Origin of the sequence: Bacteroides sp. GD17 (assembly GCF_038448625.1) — a bacterium.
Classification (GTDB): domain Bacteria; phylum Bacteroidota; class Bacteroidia; order Bacteroidales; family Bacteroidaceae; genus Bacteroides.
The window spans coordinates 26,800-41,510 of record NZ_JBCEZS010000014.1; the positions used below are offsets into that span (position 1 = coordinate 26,800).

The following is a 14,711-nucleotide window of genomic DNA, read 5'->3' on the forward strand; positions in this document are numbered from 1 at the left end:
CAAGTAGATGAACGCAATAGCAATAAAATTCGTAAAGTGGGAAATTCCACCACTTGAAACCCTTACAGGCTCGAAAGTGTACGCACTTCGGCAGAGGCTTAATACAGGGGATAAGCTAACAAGGGATGAAAAGAATTGGATAACCGAAAATGTAAGCCATAACGCCTATTTCAAAAGTGCCGTTCCTTTGAGCGGTTGGCGTTTCGACTTTTCGGATGTACTGAAAACCTATGTAGTTAAGCAGTACGGAAGTTACCAAGAATACAGGGCAATAGATAAAACAAGTTTGCGCACCATATTATATGGGCGTATCGACCGCATAATTGAAATTTAGTATGACAGTATTTGTATTATTCCAAACAGATATTCACAGGACAAGGGTAAGCCGTGTATTTTTCGGTGTGTTCACCTCCGAGGCGTTGGCGATAGATCACGCCAAAGAAAACGACTTATATACCCACGATGCAGAAGTCGTTATAATTGAGTGTGAAACGGATAAATTCGGGGAAATATGAGAATAGACGCATATATCGGTAATCCTATTATTGCCACACAACAGGATTATTACGAACTGGAGGAACTTTTGCATGAGGTAGAACCCGACTGCCACAGCGTACAACTCCGACAGGAGCGGTTAATCATTGAGAATTTAAGCCGTAGGATGTTCTATTACCCACGCAATCCCACAATCGGGTGGGGTGGCTGACCGACTGCATAGCATGGTCGAAAACGGGCTATAAATGCTTTTGAAAACGATTTTAAGAACTTATATCCGGGCAGGGGAAACTTTGCCTGGACTTCTTTTTCCATGAGCCATTAACAGGGCTTTATGCGGGAGAAAAAGAAGCAAAAAGCCGATTTAAAAACTGTTAGATATTCAACGTTTTTTGCCAGATTAAAAGTCTATCCATTCTTGTGGTAGCCTTAAAATGTCTTCAACTTGTTTCTTCCCAACTTTTTTAATTGTATTTAAAACAATATGAGAGTAACTTAATTCTATTAACTCAAAATTTATTTCGTATTTAGCCCAAGGATGTTTATATAGCCAATATTCGGAATTTTGTATATTTCCAAGATTCATTCTTGTTATTAATACACCACTTACTCCTGTATGCCTAATGCCCGAATTATCCAAGAAAAACCCATTTCTTGCACGTGTATATTTGGTATCTCTATTATTAGGATCAGTAGAATATAATACTTGCAAAGAACCCCAAATTGCATCATCTGCATCATATTCATTTGTCATTATTGATCCTATCGAATTAATAGCTATTAAATAAGGTTTATCTAATGTACCGTATCTATTCGCCTTCTTTTCCAATGATGTTTTAATATCATCTTCACTACCTCCCCAATGTGTATAGCTGGGATAAACACCTATTGGACGTATTCCTTTCTTTCCCCTTATTGACTGTGACTTGGGTATCAAATAAAAAGAAATATCAACATCTTGATTCTCAAAATGAATATCGGTTAAATCTTGCAACGTTTCACTTTTGACAATCCGATTCTCAATTGTCTTGACATCATATTTAAGCAATTCTGCTTCAACTGTTTTTATTAGCTCTTTTGTTGATGGTTGTTTGGACGTTTTTAACTGAATATTCTTAATGCCAAGAAAAAAGTTCGGCGATTTTATTTTATTGAGGGAATCATATAAGCTATTTAGTCGTTGTTCATACGATTTTGTTTCATTCGATCTTCCAGTAGATACTTTTGCTTCTAAATAAAACTCTACTCCATTTTTTGACAATAGGAAATCAGGGGTTTTTGCAGTGTGCGGCAATTTAGGATGTATAACAATGTCAAAGCCTTGATTTAAAAATAATTCATGCAAAAACAGTTCATGCAAGGCACTATCAAATTCTTTTTGAAATCGACACTTCAATTCATATTGTTCATCTTCTGGATAATGTGAAAACCAATGGTTAAGAATATTTCGTACTTTTTCAATTTTCGGTTGCGAATTTCTGTCACAAAAATCGAAAGAATTATCTATATGATTAGCCGGATTTAAGTCTGTCCGGATTTTATCTTCGAATAACTTCATGTTGAATTATAGCGTTATTTTGTAGTTGCCTCAACATATAATTTTTGTAATTCTCCAGTGTAATTTTTCTGATTTTCAATAATCTCAACTATTTGATTGAGATCAATAGGAACAATTAATAAATCTGCTTTTGAGTTTCGTAAATCTTCAAGCATGAATGTTTTTGCAAATCCTTTCACAGACACAAAGAATCCAAGCTTTGCCCTACCTCTTCTATTCTCTAATTTTTCACGAAATGATACATATTCATTTTTACCTGCTGGCTTGTTCCAGTTTTTGCATTCAACTAAAATTAGATTGCTTTCAGATTTCCAAAAGCTTTGTTCTGAGTTGTTAATAATAACAATATCAATTTCTTCTGTCTTGGTACGTTTCCTCTCTATCACTTGAAAACCTTGAATCTCAGAAAAAAAACGGGCAATCAATTCTTCCAAATATTTGCCTTTATCTTCTATATCCTTGACTGTTCTAACCTTGTAGATAAGTTCTGGAAATTTCAATAACGAATTTTCATTATATTTTTCTATGACTTCGTTTATTAGTCCTGATACCTTTTCTTGTGTTATTTGAACAGTGTTATCAATCCAATCCACAATCTCTACTGCATATTTGAAAGCATCTTCCAGACTTTTGGCATCATTAGGAATTATTATTTCATAATTTAAGTGACACCAATCACCATCATCTTCAAATTGTATATTTGTAATATCTTCATTTTGACTTCCTCTAAATTCTGCAAGTCTTCGCATCAAATCCATATGAAAGGCTAATCCTAATGGAAAATCCCAGTATTTTCTGTACCAGTCGTGTCTTACAAATGCACAAAAAGATTCACCACTCCATCCAAATTCACCATCGAATTTCATGTGATAAACGACATCTTCTCCTATATCTGCAATTTCAATGAAGTTACCAAGTGGAATATCTTCAATCCGTACATTTTTCAATTCATTTGTACCGATTGTTGCTCTCTCTTCTTCAAAATCAAAATATTCGTCTATCTTGCTCATGACTTTATACGTTTATTTTTATCAACATATATTTTCCAATAGGAATCAATTTGTTCTTTCAAGTCAGATAATCTTCCAATTATATGATTTAAAGTATAAGTAGGTTCAACTTCATGTCCTTGCCAATCTTTGTCATTCTCCATTTTTCGCGACATCTCGGACAGTTTAAAGCAATATTGTTTCAACCTATCAGCTACACCATCAATTTGAGTTGCAATTTCTCCAATGTATTCATGAGTATATTGCTTTACGCTTAAAGGGTTCTCAAGAGATAATTCGAAGTCAGTCATGGTAACGTGAAGAAATAATTCCAATCTGTTTATCACATCATAACCAGCCATCTCCTTTTTTTCTTCTATAATATCTCTAATAACTGTATCTGAAACTCCACTTTTTCGACTAAATTCCTTAGATTCCCGATAGCCTACAATTTTTGATAATGCTTCTTTTATTCTTAATGTTTTCCGTTTCCGGTCTTCTTGAATTTCAAAGTAAATTCTATTAACTTCATCAAATGGAGGTGTAGAATGCATATATTTATCCCAATCATCTAATGGTATAGCAACACGATATGCTAATAAAGGTCTTTCTTTAATTTGCTTCTTCACATCAACCCAACGGGTTTTTATTTGTTTTTCAGTAAGTTCAGACATATTCGCTCTTGTTTATTCTTATAATAATTTATCTCATTATAGTTTTTGATAGATTTTCTATTTTAATCAGTTTGAAAAGTCCAAATATTAATAATCCGCAACATATAACGCATAACGCTTTGTACATCCACATTGGAATATAGCAGTTTAGTAATAAAATGAGCATCATTGTTATCAATGTAAAAACAATCGTAGCCAATATCAATATCTTAAATTCCTTTTCTTTCTTCTGCCAAAATTCATACTCAAAAAGAACATCTTGTATCGGTTGATATATATCTACAAAGAAATCGCCAGATACTTTTGCCAGCATATCTTTTGTCAATGGCATACCTTTGTACTTGGGAGATATTGCCTCCAGATAATCCTTTGTTTGTTCACTAAACATTTGTGCATGACGAGAGTCAAAATCTAAAGACTTGTCAATGTAATTATACTTTCCATCAATAAGATACCAAATATTGTTAATGGTTTTACAAATTGAGTCCAATTCTTTTGCTGTAAAGTAGTCAGCAGGATAATCCTGTCCCGATATGATGGATTTTCCTCCTAATCCTGCAACTTTCTCAACATCGTCTTTCAGCCTCTTTATATAATCGGAATCTTTAGCAACCTTGAAAGTGAAGCAAGTTTTGAAGGAGGATATAAATCGTACATAACTACTAAAACTGCGAAAGAACGGATTCATAATAAAATGAAACCGATCAGTCACACTTCCAGCCACTTTTTGGCTTTCTATAAAAATCATAAGAAAGCCACCTGTTAATAGTGCGGCAAGGATCGAAATTATAATACTTAATTCAGCCATAATTAATAGCTCATATTTTGTTTGTAAGACTCTTCTGCTTGGTCGAAATTCTTCTTATATTCATCATAATTACCATTAAACATCCCTTGTTTGATAGGCTCCCATTCGCCTTTTAGCTTATCTGCATTGTCAAAAAACACACTGTAAGGCTCTTCGCCATTCTGACGCATTTTGTATTCAACTCTACTACGGAGAAATTGCCCTGTAGGTACATAGAAGCGATCAAACATATAACATTGATTGTATCCATAAACGAGAGACTTCAAATGTTCCCATATGTAAAAAGTATTTTCGTATTCTGAATCAACGGTAAAACACCCTATGAAATGAGAACGTAACCTTTCAAGAAGAATGAAGCTCCACGGATAAATGTAATTAATACCAGCTAAACGGTTTAATTCATCGTAACTCCAATGTGTCGAACCAAGTAGGGACAATAATGATTTTCTGTAAAATCCTATAAAGTTCCCGGCGGGTACACTTAATTTTAATATTTTATTTAGTTCTGTGTATCGTTCATATTTTACGCACGCTATCCCTATTGCATTCAACAATAAAGTAGCACCTAAAGCATGTAGATATTGAGTGCCGTCAATATAAGAGTCTCCACTCTTGATAGGCTTTGTACATAGTTTAACCAAAACATCCTCGAATGCTTCGATATGATATGCTTTGCCCCATCTTCCTGCAAGTATCGCTATGTCTATCAACGGTTTCACTGCGTTATGATGTAATTCAAAATAAGCGGAAAATTGCTCTGGCGTGATAGTGAAATTATAATTGGCTTTAGCCATTATTTTATCATAAGCCTCAGTACCGAATTTCTCTATCAAGTCTGAATAGTTAATGTTATACTGTTCTGATGATAAGTATTTTTTCACTCTTGACATCATTACATCGTAATTCAAGCGACGGCTTGTATTGCTTTGCTCCAATGCTACAACTTGCTCATGAAGTTCAGTAAAGAGATCGTCAGCCTCCTTTATTCGCATAATCTCACCACGTCTGGATGCAGCTAATGTTTTCATAACATCACTTGCTTCTCCAACATTCGTAAAAAAAGAATTATAACGTGAAGATGATGAACCATTAATAATATCAACCAATCCTTTATCCCACGTTGCAGACCATCCACAGGTAATAAGACCATAATCCTCGAATATACGACTAACGTAATTTTTCATTGCTTCGGGATAGTTATCCAATTCTTCTGTCGTATTGCGAAAGCGACAGTCAATATAATCACCATTTATCTTTATGATAGTAACGTTTTTTCCGTGAACAATAGGAGTAGATTTCTCAATATCACTTTCATGGCATATCACTTGTGGAATAACATCCTCTGCTTCAAGCGCACGTTCAAGTAAACGGTCGAAATTGGTTGTTAGAATTACACGAATATAACCCTCCTTAGCTAACTTAGCTATCGCTTCGTGAGCTTTCGTTGGTTTCTTCCAACCTAATTCCCTTTCTTCATCTGTTGGTTCAAAGAATCCTCTCATCAACTGCACACGCTCAGTCGGTTCTTTAACCAATTCTTCCAGCAAGGATGAATAAGTTGCCGAATCTCCATATTTATCTTTATACCATTGATGCCAATCTTCTATATCGGCAACACCTTGAGTCGCGGCTAATTGTTCTATTAACATATTCTCGACCTCCCATCCTGATGGAATATGTGCAGAGCGAGAGATGCCAGCACCAAGCAAAAGGGCATAAGCTCCCTTGTTAGTATACATTGAGAATGCTAATGTGGTAAGTCTTTCTATTCCCATTATCGTTTTTCATTTTAATCTGGTTGCAAAATTACCCATAAAAAAACACCTGACGAAATTGTTTGTCAGATGTTTTTCAACAACTTACTACAAGTTGTTTTATTCTGTATAATACCGCATTGCTGAATATTCCACCTCCTTAAAACCAAGTTTCTCATAGAGCCTCTTTCCGGCTTTGGTGGAATAGAGATCGAGAACCGACACAAAGATATTATCGGCATCGACAATCAAGGAACTCATTACAGAAGTTGCGTAGCCTTTGCCCCGATGTTCGGGATAGGTAAATACATTCATTATCGTTCCGTACCTGCCATTCAGGTTATTCAGTCCCGGAGGTTTTTCGTCAATGATTAGAAAAGCTGCCGAAACAATCTCGCCGTCGATTTCCATCGCATAAGCGGTAAATTTTTCTTCCGGCACATACTCTTTGAAATACTCCCGTAATTTAGGTTCAAGTTTGACTTTATCCTCTGCGCTCAACTCTATTTCAGTTGAAATATAATCGAAACGGAGTTTAACGAGCGTATCTATACGCTGTTATGAATTTAATTCTATCATCCATTTTTACCCTATTTGTGTATTTATCTCCCTCCGGAAAGCCAGCGGATCGGCAATATAAGGGTATGAACTTGTAACGCCTCCAGTAGTAACGGTTATCGTTCCAAATCCGAATATACGACCTAAAACACTTTGCTTTATATGCAATCCCTCACACTTTGCCAGTACCAAATCTACCGCTTTGCGGCTGATGACACCAGTTTTAAGCACCACCCGTTTATTGGTTACAGCATAAGCCGAACCGATTTTTACCATTATACGCTGTATCAACGATACTACTCCGATAAATAACAGGAATATCCCGCCATAATGCAATACTGCCGTTTCGGAGCTGTAAAGCCACCATCCCAGCAGCAGTAATATTATCGGTTGCAGGAACAGGAAGAAGTACAGCTTTGCAACATATTTTATCTCTTCTCCGGGTTGTAAGTTTGATTCGATATAGTTCATAATGACCTGATTTTTATTTAAGATGGTTGTAAATATACATATTTTCAAAACGGTACAAAGTATAATCACTTGTTTTTCAATATTTCAAACAATAAGTAGCACCATCCGGTCGGATTCAGATAGCGTTTCCCTTTCCTTACTTCATAATGTAGGTGGCTACCCGTGGCTATCCCTGTACTACCCACGCAAGCAATTTGCCGGGCTATCTCTACCGAATCCCCTACATTTACCATTGTCCTGCTTAAATGTGCATAGAACGAACGGAAACCGCCTGTGTGCTGAATTTCTATAAAGTATCCATAGCCTGAACAATAACCCTTTCGTGTTATAACTCCGTTACCTGTGGCATATACGGGAGTACCTTTAGTTCCTGAAATATCAATCCCTGTATGGAATTTCCACATCTTGTAAATCGGATGTTTACGCATCCCGAAGTCCGATGAAATACACTGTGGCTTCTTAACCGGGAAAATCACAGGATAGTCGCATAGCTCGTCAATGTTCATTTGTAGAGAATCGGCTATCTGCTGAAATTCCGATACGGAATAAACCTGTTCCGTATATTTTTCTATCTTCGGTTTTCTGTTTAGTGAATCGCCCGGTTGTCCTAATGCAGACAGATGAAACAAAGTGATGCAGAACATTAGTATATATTTCATAGTCAATTTGAATAAAGTAAGCACCCGAAATACTCCGGGTGCTTTCCTGTTAGTCTATTTCCTCTCCCCACAGCTCTACGTCTGTCGGGGCATTAATCAACGACCGGGCTATACATAACCAGCACAAGGCGTTGAACATGATATAACTACAAATTATCATTATCATCTTCCGGTTCATCCTCTCCTTTATCATTCTGAAACGAGAAAGTCTTTTGTATCACCTGCCCGAAGCTGTCTTCAATATACACATCTATCACTTGTTGGTCGGTACAAAACGAAGTATAATACATCCTGAACGTTTCCTTTTCCAACGGGTAAAGGTCGTTAGGCAACAATACCCGCCCATCGTCCAGTCGAAGTTCGCCCACTCCGTCAGGCTGAAAGTAGCGGATGAAAAACTTCGTGTCCTGATAATCCCCTTCCTTTACTATTTGGCAACGGATTTCCGCCACCTCTCCCTGAACGATTTTTTTCTGAACCGGCATAGTAACCAAATCAAATGCGTACACCTTATGAATATCCATATCATCGTTACAGGCTAAGGCCAGTAGCATTATCGCCACCAGCCCCGCTGTTATCCCGAAAAAACTCTTTATTTTTTTCATCTTTGTTTTCTATATATTTTGTTAGACAAAGGGGGCTGTGCCCCTTTAGTTGATTATAAATTTCAGCCCGATACCGAACTGCGTATGGAAATGCCCCGTTGAGTTGCCCCAAAGGACACGCTGGCGACCTGTCATAAGAAATACAACACGGTCGGTCAGGTAGGTTTCCAGTTCCAATGTGATAGCCCCGCCGTAGATAAATGCGTCTTTGTGCCGGAGCGTAGAACCATCGTACAGGGTCTTTTCGCCCCAATTCGATGTTTCGTAGCCAGCGAGGGCAGAACCGCCCAAAGAAAACAAAACAGTTTTTGACGGATCAGACAGGATTTTCAGATAGTAGCCGCCTTCAGCGGTAAACTGCGAAACCGGAATGCGGATCGTCCGGTACGGGTAATACCGTTCCATAAACTCCGCACCGAACACCCACTTATTCCCTTTTTTCGCATAGGTTGCCATTGCCACGCCGAAGTAATATCCGGCTTCGTTATCGAGGGCGGACGAATAGATACCGTCCACCATTCCACCTGTTACCTGTATGCCTTGCATACCCGGTAATTGACGTTGTGCGTGTGCTTGGTCTGCAAAGACCAGGCACAGCACAATCGCCATAATAAAAGATAACCGCCTCATGGTTATTTCACTTTCAGTTCGTTAATAACCTTTGCCCGCACCAAATCGGCATTATCCACCGTAAAACGCTGATGCCTGCCTCCGCTCTGTTCGTTCAGTTCAATCACCAGCATTTTATCATCGGGTATCGTAAATTTCGGCAGGGTGAAAACCATTCGCTCTGTGCGCTTACCGCCTATCTCCATCAAATTGTTAAAGGCGCGAAGCGGCCAGACAACCTGTTCCTGAATCGCCGTGCGTTTGGCTACCTTTTTATCCACGATTTTGAACGTGATATAATCTATATTGAACGGTACGTTGGACGAGTTTTTCAGTTGCAGGTGGAAATACAACAGCCCGTTATGGGTATAAACACCCTTTAACGTATGCTGTATGCCGAAATGCTTTGAACCGATATGCTTGATTTCCCGGTCATTGTCTTTGTAGATGGACTGCATAATCAGCTTGACAAGCAAGGGTGATTCCTGTCCCAACTCCTGCATATATACTGCAAGGGCATTGTTCGGACGGTTTACCGCCTCCCCATCGTGCAGGAAGTCGGTCATTTCAACGGACAGCTTTACGGGTTCGTCCGCATATTTTACGTTGAACGTATAGTAGTTTCCATCTTCGGTAATGACGGACAGATTACTCTCCCGGCTGAAATCCCGCAAAGCGGCTTTCACTCTTAATACGTTTTCCGTTCCGTCCGCTTTCGCCGCGAGAAGATCTGCCGACCCTAAATCGACATAGCGGATTGGTGCGGGAAAAATAACGTGAACGGTTTTATTGAAAGTAACTTCCAACGCATACGGCGGTATCATTCTATCGAACGTCAGTGGGCGGGTAAAGCCCTGATAGTAGTCGCCCGTTGTGGGTTTGGTCTGTATTACGGTAGCCGTTTCTTCGGTTACTTCCTGCGCATTGGCTGCAAACACGCTCACCACAAGGGCGAACATCAAAAAGATTCGTTTCATACTTTTAATTCTTAATTCGTTAAACATTGATTTTTAGTGGTATTATTAATTCTCTTTAGGCAGGAGCAGTAAGCGGTGGTTCGCTTTCAGCGTAACCTTAACCACGCTCATTTTCTTACTTACATACTGCGATGCCCCTTGTATAAGGCTTTTCCCAATATCGGCGGCAAACTGTGAACCTGCATCATCGGTAATCGTAATGCTCGATCCTGCGGACTGCGCCATTTGCGAGGCTATCTCTTTGGCGGCTCTTATTTCATCGGAGTTCGGCACGGAAATACCCCTTTGCCCATCCAAATCATACACTTGCAGTTCAACCGGAATAATGTTGTCTGCATATTGAATCGAATTAATTGTAACCTCCATCCGTTCGCTACCGATACGGCACGCTCCGGTAACGACCGAGTTGGCAGGGATAAGTATATTACCTGCCTGCATCGGTTCTAACAGGCGTATTTGTAATTCTTTTCCGCTTGTCAGCGTTACGGTCTGGTACACACAGGCGCGGATGCTGTTTTTATCTTTCACTCCCTCGTTTCCGGCGGCAGTGAAAAATCCCATGTTGCAGGGTTGGCTTAACGATTCGATAAACTCATCGTCCGACATCGGTGCAGAGAGCAGCGACACTACATTGTGCCGTACCTGACTGACAGGCTGTACATTTACTTTGTCCTTTATTCCCGGAACAGTAGTATTGCTTTCCGTCTGCCCTGCCTGTGGCGGCATATACCTCGCCGCCATCGCATAAGATTTTTCGAGCAGTGCCGTTTGTTCGTCCTCGGCGGCTTTCCGCGCTTCGGCTTCCTCCAGCTTGCGTTCAAGTTCATTCATACGTTGCTCAACGGCAAGCTGCGCCTGTTTGTCCACTTCGGCAGGTTCTTCGTACCATTCTCCTAACTGCCTGTTTATATCCTGATAGGCATTTGCAGAGTTTTGCAGTGTATTGGCAGGTTTCGTTTGCCGTGCAGACGGGTTTTCGTAATACTCCGGCTGTCCTGTTTCTTCCTGCTTCGGTTCTTCCGCTTGGTCGAACATGGTCGAAAAGTCCTGTAAAGAGCGCATTTGCTCCTGTTCCTTTTGCTGCATGGCTTCCCGCTCATAAGCAGCGCGTTTATCCCCGACTATCTCCTCATCTTTGGGGACGGGCAGTTCGGCATTTAAGCCCGACAGCCCTTCGACCTTTGTTTCGCCTTTGTCCGATGGCGAGAAAATCAGCCACATCGCACCGCCGAAAATCAGGAAGAACAGCGGCATTATCAGCATTTTTTTACGCTTCTGCTGCTCTGCTATTGTCAATTCTTTTTTAGGCGGCTTTTGAGGCTCTTTCTTATCCGGTACAGGTGGTATTTCCGGCTGCTGTACCTCGTTATTATTCAGTTGTTCGCTCATACTGGTAATGATTATTAAGATTGTTAATACTATCCCTTTGCTGCTGTTCCAGTTGCAGTTTCAGGGTTTCTATCTGCTCTATCTGCATTTGTTCGCCTTTGCCTCTACCTAAGTTGTAAATCGAGGAAACGGTCATGTAGATAGACAAGCCGCTGAATACTATCAGCATGGTAACGATTACGATTACCCGCGCATCAGGACTTAACGGTCTGACAAGGCTACGCAAGCGGTCTTCCAGCCATTCGTTTATGCGATTGATTATTTTCCGTATCATAGCGCACTTACCTTTCCATTACCCGTATGTCCCGGTTTTCCACGATCTCGAATTTTTCCATCGTGAAACCGTGCGGGTTATTGTCCGAGCGCACCGAGTTAATCAGGTTGCAACGGGTTATCAAGCTACGTTCAGTCATGTTCGACTGCCGGAGGATCATCTGCCGGGCGTATGTTACCGCCGTATAGGGGTACACATCGAAGTTGCAGGCGATACTATCCACCTGTACGATCTGATTGATATTACCCGAAACGATACGGTTATAGTACCCTTTTTCCGCCATGTCCTGATAGTATTTGAAAGCACTTTTATCGACAAGAAACAATGCCCTGTTTACATTGCTTTCAATGGCTTTTTTGTCGGGTGAGAGCGTGAAGAACAGTTCGTGGAACCGCTTGACGTGTTCCCGTGCTTCGACAGGGCGGTTCTGCGAAAGGTCTTGCGAGAGGGCAAGCATCAAAGACTTGCCCCCGTCCAACACATAGATACGCTGGCGTTGCGCTTCGGCAAAGCTGTACGACAACCATACGGAATAACCCGTAATGGCGGCACACAACACCAGAAACACGATACCGAAAAGGCGTATCTGCTTGAATGATGTTTCTATATTCTTTAAACTTTTGAATTCCATGTTTTTATGTTCGTTTTTGAATTAATAAAAAGACACTGCGTGTCTATTTCTTGCCTAATAATCGTCCGGCAACGTTACCCGCAGCAGCCCCGGCAACACCTCCGGCAAGGGCAGCTCCTTTACTTGCCGCCGAGTTTACTCCGCGTGTACCACTACCACCTCCGGCTTGGATAACCCAGCCCGCAACGGTCGGTATTGAGAAGTACCCGATGATGCCTATAATCAAAAAGATGATATATACGCCGTTGCTCCCATCCGGCACGTATGACGGGTCTTTCAATAGCCCTATATCCATTTGTAGCATCAATGCCTGAATTTTAGACAGTACCGCCGAAAACAGATCTGCAACGGGCAGCCACAGGTACACACTGATATAGCGGGAAAGCCAGTTGGTAAGCGTGGATTGGAAGCCGTCATAAACAGAAAGGGCGAATGCCAGCGGTCCTAAGATTGACAGCACCACCAGAAAGAAGGTGCGCAAAGTGTCAATCGTAAGGGCTGCGGCATTGAACAGCAGTTCAAAGAAATCCCGGACTAACTGCCGGAACCACATTTTCATATCATACCATTTGCGTTCGCCCCACATACTGATAATCTCTCCCATTTCCCAGATTCCCAACTCTTCCATTTTCCGGTCGTACACCTCGTCATCGACCAGCCATGCCTTCCCTTCGCGTACCCGCGCATCATACTCCAACGCATCTTTTTCAGCCTGTAGAGCCTGCACGTCTGTAATTTGTGATTCCAGTATGGTATGCGTTCCTTTTACCACAGGCGACATAACGGCGTTGATCGTGCCGAGTACGATTGTCGGGAAAAATATAATGCACAAGCCAATGGCAAAGGGTCTAAGCAAGGGATATACATCTATCGGTTCTGCCCGCGAGAGGGCTTGCCACACACGGGAAGCCACATAGAACAGCGCACCCAGACCCGCTATCCCTTTGGCGACACCGATCATGTCGGCGCAAAGGGGCATCATCTCCTGATACAGATTCCTTAGAATCTGGTGCAGGTTTTCAAAATCTATTGCTAACAACATCATGGCTTACCAGTATCTTTCGGATGGATCACCATACAGGGCGCGTACATGCTCCATATCGCCCTTCTCCTGACTGCGGATAAACGAAACGGAGATACTTTTCTTGGAGAAGTACCGGGTGAGGTTGCGATGCTCAATCATTTTCGAGTGTATCTCGTCTATGATTGCCATACGCTCGGCATCGGTCATGGAAAGCCCGTTGGAGGCTGAAACGATATTTTTTATATCCGACAATAGGTTTCCGCTTTCTTTCAATAGTTTGGAATATCCGTTAGATATGGCTTCCAGTTCTGCATGGGTGAAATTCTTATCCGTCAGCATTTTGTTGAAGTTGGTCGAATATATCTGCGATATTTCGCTGACCAACTCTACCGTTTCCTTGACCTTGCGGGCATCCTTTATCAGATTATGCACCGATTGCAGCTTGTCGTAATACTCCTTGCCCTGATTGTAAATCTTCTGCATTTCCTGAAAGCTGTTAATGACATTGGTTGCCGTTGTAGCCGTTTTGGAAACCGTCAGTATATTTTGAGCAAGGTTAGACGGGTCGATGACCGCCCATTGCGCTTTTGCCTCAAAGCCGAAGAAACTAACAGCTAATACAAGGCTTAAAAGAATCTTTTTCATTGCTATAATTTTTTAATTGTTATTTACTTGGGTTGAAGAATTAGCCCAAGTAGGCTAATCCTCTTCCCGGACATATTCGCCAAAAGCGGAAAGCAAGAGTACCTCCCGCTCCCGGTCGTAAGCAATTCCGATACGCCCGTACAGGTCTATGTAATACAGACCGAACACACAATACACCGTACAATCGCAGACCACCTGCGGGTTGTTGTAAGTAAGCCGGAGCCTGATGCCTCCCCGCTTGCGGGAAGTGTTGCGGTAAATAGTTACCGCAGGCGCACCGTCCGGGTTTATCCAACGTCCCGTAATCTCCCACAGGTGAAAATCCTGATGTGCGGCGCAAGGGTCGGCTGCATTACATTTGCTGAACATGGCGCACCTCCTTACTTTTTCGCTTCCTTAGCCTCTTTTCTTAATAGGCTTGCAGGGTCAATCACAAGGATGTCAATATGGGCGTTGCCGCCTATGACTTCCGTTTCTTCTTCGCTTTCTTCCTGCTGTGAAAGCAGGGCTTCGGTAAGGACACTGTTTATCCCTATCGTGTGAATCAGCAACTTTTCCAGTTGCCCGTTACTGAATCTTTTTAACATGATC

20 protein-coding genes are annotated in these 14,711 nt (G+C 41.2%); 2 read left to right on the forward strand and 18 right to left on the reverse strand.

Annotated features, from left to right (window positions below; all coding sequences use genetic code 11):
• Positions 1 to 7 precede the first annotated feature (7 nt).
• Together AAE250_RS18570 and AAE250_RS18575 are read left to right on the forward strand one after the other, a co-directional pair.
• A complete protein-coding gene (locus AAE250_RS18570; protein WP_196071755.1) occupies positions 8 to 334 on the forward strand; it encodes a molybdenum ABC transporter ATP-binding protein in 327 nt (108 codons plus the stop codon).
• A gap of 177 nt (positions 335 to 511) precedes the next feature.
• Complete coding sequence (locus AAE250_RS18575) at positions 512 to 706, forward strand: hypothetical protein (RefSeq protein ID WP_342289266.1); 195 nt, start codon at positions 512 to 514, stop codon at positions 704 to 706.
• 189 nt (positions 707 to 895) lie between these two features.
• On the opposite strand, the gene AAE250_RS18580 is transcribed toward AAE250_RS18575, so the two are convergent.
• The 18 genes from AAE250_RS18580 to AAE250_RS18665 form a co-directional block, all read right to left on the reverse strand.
• Positions 896 to 2,053, reverse strand: coding sequence for a hypothetical protein (locus AAE250_RS18580; protein WP_342289267.1), 1,158 nt, complete (start codon positions 2,051 to 2,053; stop codon positions 896 to 898).
• Between the two features lie 14 nt (positions 2,054 to 2,067).
• Positions 2,068 to 3,063: a restriction endonuclease gene (locus tag AAE250_RS18585; RefSeq protein ID WP_342289268.1), complete on the reverse strand. Its 996-nt coding sequence runs from the start codon at positions 3,061 to 3,063 to the stop codon at positions 2,068 to 2,070.
• Entirely contained in the window at positions 3,060 to 3,716 is a 657-nt protein-coding gene (locus AAE250_RS18590; RefSeq protein WP_196071759.1) for a hypothetical protein, read from the reverse strand. The genes AAE250_RS18585 and AAE250_RS18590 overlap by 4 nt, the downstream gene beginning before the upstream one ends.
• Before the next feature lie 28 nt (positions 3,717 to 3,744).
• On the reverse strand, positions 3,745 to 4,524 hold the full coding sequence (locus tag AAE250_RS18595) for a hypothetical protein (protein ID WP_296945995.1): 780 nt from the start codon (positions 4,522 to 4,524) through the stop codon (positions 3,745 to 3,747).
• Positions 4,525 to 4,526: 2 nt separating this feature from the next.
• Positions 4,527 to 6,299 (reverse strand): SIR2 family protein, encoded by a 1,773-nt coding sequence (locus AAE250_RS18600; RefSeq protein ID WP_196071760.1) that lies wholly within the window; start codon positions 6,297 to 6,299, stop codon positions 4,527 to 4,529.
• Positions 6,300 to 6,398: 99 nt separating this feature from the next.
• Positions 6,399 to 6,779 (reverse strand): GNAT family N-acetyltransferase, encoded by a 381-nt coding sequence (locus AAE250_RS18605; RefSeq protein ID WP_230324975.1) that lies wholly within the window; start codon positions 6,777 to 6,779, stop codon positions 6,399 to 6,401.
• Between the two features lie 84 nt (positions 6,780 to 6,863).
• Positions 6,864 to 7,307, reverse strand: coding sequence for a PH domain-containing protein (locus AAE250_RS18610; protein ID WP_296946003.1), 444 nt, complete (start codon positions 7,305 to 7,307; stop codon positions 6,864 to 6,866).
• A gap of 65 nt (positions 7,308 to 7,372) precedes the next feature.
• Positions 7,373 to 7,966 carry a M23 family metallopeptidase gene (locus AAE250_RS18615; RefSeq protein WP_196071762.1) on the reverse strand — a complete coding sequence of 198 codons (594 nt, stop codon included), beginning with the start codon at positions 7,964 to 7,966 and terminating at the stop codon, positions 7,373 to 7,375.
• Between the two features lie 146 nt (positions 7,967 to 8,112).
• Positions 8,113 to 8,571 (reverse strand): DUF3872 domain-containing protein, encoded by a 459-nt coding sequence (locus AAE250_RS18620; protein WP_196071763.1) that lies wholly within the window; start codon positions 8,569 to 8,571, stop codon positions 8,113 to 8,115.
• Between the two features lie 45 nt (positions 8,572 to 8,616).
• A complete protein-coding gene (locus AAE250_RS18625) occupies positions 8,617 to 9,201 on the reverse strand; it encodes a conjugal transfer protein TraO (protein WP_342289269.1) in 585 nt (194 codons plus the stop codon).
• A gap of 2 nt (positions 9,202 to 9,203) precedes the next feature.
• On the reverse strand, positions 9,204 to 10,157 hold the full coding sequence (traN, locus tag AAE250_RS18630) for a conjugative transposon protein TraN (RefSeq protein WP_342289270.1): 954 nt from the start codon (positions 10,155 to 10,157) through the stop codon (positions 9,204 to 9,206).
• A 45-nt stretch (positions 10,158 to 10,202) separates the two neighbouring features.
• Entirely contained in the window at positions 10,203 to 11,546 is a 1,344-nt protein-coding gene (traM, locus tag AAE250_RS18635) for a conjugative transposon protein TraM (RefSeq protein ID WP_196071766.1), read from the reverse strand.
• Complete coding sequence (locus tag AAE250_RS18640) at positions 11,527 to 11,820, reverse strand: TraL conjugative transposon family protein (RefSeq protein ID WP_196071767.1); 294 nt, start codon at positions 11,818 to 11,820, stop codon at positions 11,527 to 11,529. The genes traM and AAE250_RS18640 overlap by 20 nt, the downstream gene beginning before the upstream one ends.
• 7 nt (positions 11,821 to 11,827) lie before the next feature.
• Positions 11,828 to 12,451: a conjugative transposon protein TraK gene (traK, locus tag AAE250_RS18645; protein ID WP_196071768.1), complete on the reverse strand. Its 624-nt coding sequence runs from the start codon at positions 12,449 to 12,451 to the stop codon at positions 11,828 to 11,830.
• Positions 12,452 to 12,494: 43 nt separating this feature from the next.
• On the reverse strand, positions 12,495 to 13,496 hold the full coding sequence (gene traJ, locus AAE250_RS18650) for a conjugative transposon protein TraJ (RefSeq protein ID WP_342289271.1): 1,002 nt from the start codon (positions 13,494 to 13,496) through the stop codon (positions 12,495 to 12,497).
• Positions 13,497 to 13,499: 3 nt separating this feature from the next.
• A complete protein-coding gene (locus AAE250_RS18655; protein ID WP_196071770.1) occupies positions 13,500 to 14,120 on the reverse strand; it encodes a DUF4141 domain-containing protein in 621 nt (206 codons plus the stop codon).
• A gap of 54 nt (positions 14,121 to 14,174) precedes the next feature.
• On the reverse strand, positions 14,175 to 14,489 hold the full coding sequence (locus tag AAE250_RS18660; RefSeq protein ID WP_196071771.1) for a DUF3876 domain-containing protein: 315 nt from the start codon (positions 14,487 to 14,489) through the stop codon (positions 14,175 to 14,177).
• Positions 14,490 to 14,500: 11 nt separating this feature from the next.
• Complete coding sequence (locus tag AAE250_RS18665) at positions 14,501 to 14,707, reverse strand: hypothetical protein (protein ID WP_196071772.1); 207 nt, start codon at positions 14,705 to 14,707, stop codon at positions 14,501 to 14,503.
• Between the last annotated feature and the right edge of the window lie 4 nt (positions 14,708 to 14,711).

Excerpts from the sequence above, each read along its gene's own strand:
- traN (WP_342289270.1), bottom strand. The coding sequence starts at position 10,157 with ATGAAACGAATCTTTTTGATGTTCGCCCTTGTGGTGAGCGTGTTTGCA.
- AAE250_RS18570 (WP_196071755.1), top strand. The coding sequence starts at position 8 with ATGAACGCAATAGCAATAAAATTCGTAAAGTGGGAAATTCCACCACTT.
- AAE250_RS18600 (WP_196071760.1), bottom strand. The coding sequence starts at position 6,299 with ATGGGAATAGAAAGACTTACCACATTAGCATTCTCAATGTATACTAAC.
- AAE250_RS18580 (WP_342289267.1), bottom strand. The coding sequence starts at position 2,053 with ATGAAGTTATTCGAAGATAAAATCCGGACAGACTTAAATCCGGCTAAT.
- AAE250_RS18615 (WP_196071762.1), bottom strand. The coding sequence starts at position 7,966 with ATGAAATATATACTAATGTTCTGCATCACTTTGTTTCATCTGTCTGCA.
- AAE250_RS18660 (WP_196071771.1), bottom strand. The coding sequence starts at position 14,489 with ATGTTCAGCAAATGTAATGCAGCCGACCCTTGCGCCGCACATCAGGAT.
- AAE250_RS18655 (WP_196071770.1), bottom strand. The coding sequence starts at position 14,120 with ATGAAAAAGATTCTTTTAAGCCTTGTATTAGCTGTTAGTTTCTTCGGC.
- AAE250_RS18665 (WP_196071772.1), bottom strand. The coding sequence starts at position 14,707 with ATGTTAAAAAGATTCAGTAACGGGCAACTGGAAAAGTTGCTGATTCAC.
- traK (WP_196071768.1), bottom strand. The coding sequence starts at position 12,451 with ATGGAATTCAAAAGTTTAAAGAATATAGAAACATCATTCAAGCAGATA.
- AAE250_RS18595 (WP_296945995.1), bottom strand. The coding sequence starts at position 4,524 with ATGGCTGAATTAAGTATTATAATTTCGATCCTTGCCGCACTATTAACA.
- traJ (WP_342289271.1), bottom strand. The coding sequence starts at position 13,496 with ATGATGTTGTTAGCAATAGATTTTGAAAACCTGCACCAGATTCTAAGG.
- AAE250_RS18625 (WP_342289269.1), bottom strand. The coding sequence starts at position 9,201 with ATGAGGCGGTTATCTTTTATTATGGCGATTGTGCTGTGCCTGGTCTTT.
- AAE250_RS18575 (WP_342289266.1), top strand. The coding sequence starts at position 512 with ATGAGAATAGACGCATATATCGGTAATCCTATTATTGCCACACAACAG.
- AAE250_RS18620 (WP_196071763.1), bottom strand. The coding sequence starts at position 8,571 with ATGAAAAAAATAAAGAGTTTTTTCGGGATAACAGCGGGGCTGGTGGCG.
- AAE250_RS18590 (WP_196071759.1), bottom strand. The coding sequence starts at position 3,716 with ATGTCTGAACTTACTGAAAAACAAATAAAAACCCGTTGGGTTGATGTG.
- AAE250_RS18640 (WP_196071767.1), bottom strand. The coding sequence starts at position 11,820 with ATGATACGGAAAATAATCAATCGCATAAACGAATGGCTGGAAGACCGC.
- traM (WP_196071766.1), bottom strand. The coding sequence starts at position 11,546 with ATGAGCGAACAACTGAATAATAACGAGGTACAGCAGCCGGAAATACCA.
- AAE250_RS18585 (WP_342289268.1), bottom strand. The coding sequence starts at position 3,063 with ATGAGCAAGATAGACGAATATTTTGATTTTGAAGAAGAGAGAGCAACA.
- AAE250_RS18610 (WP_296946003.1), bottom strand. The coding sequence starts at position 7,307 with ATGAACTATATCGAATCAAACTTACAACCCGGAGAAGAGATAAAATAT.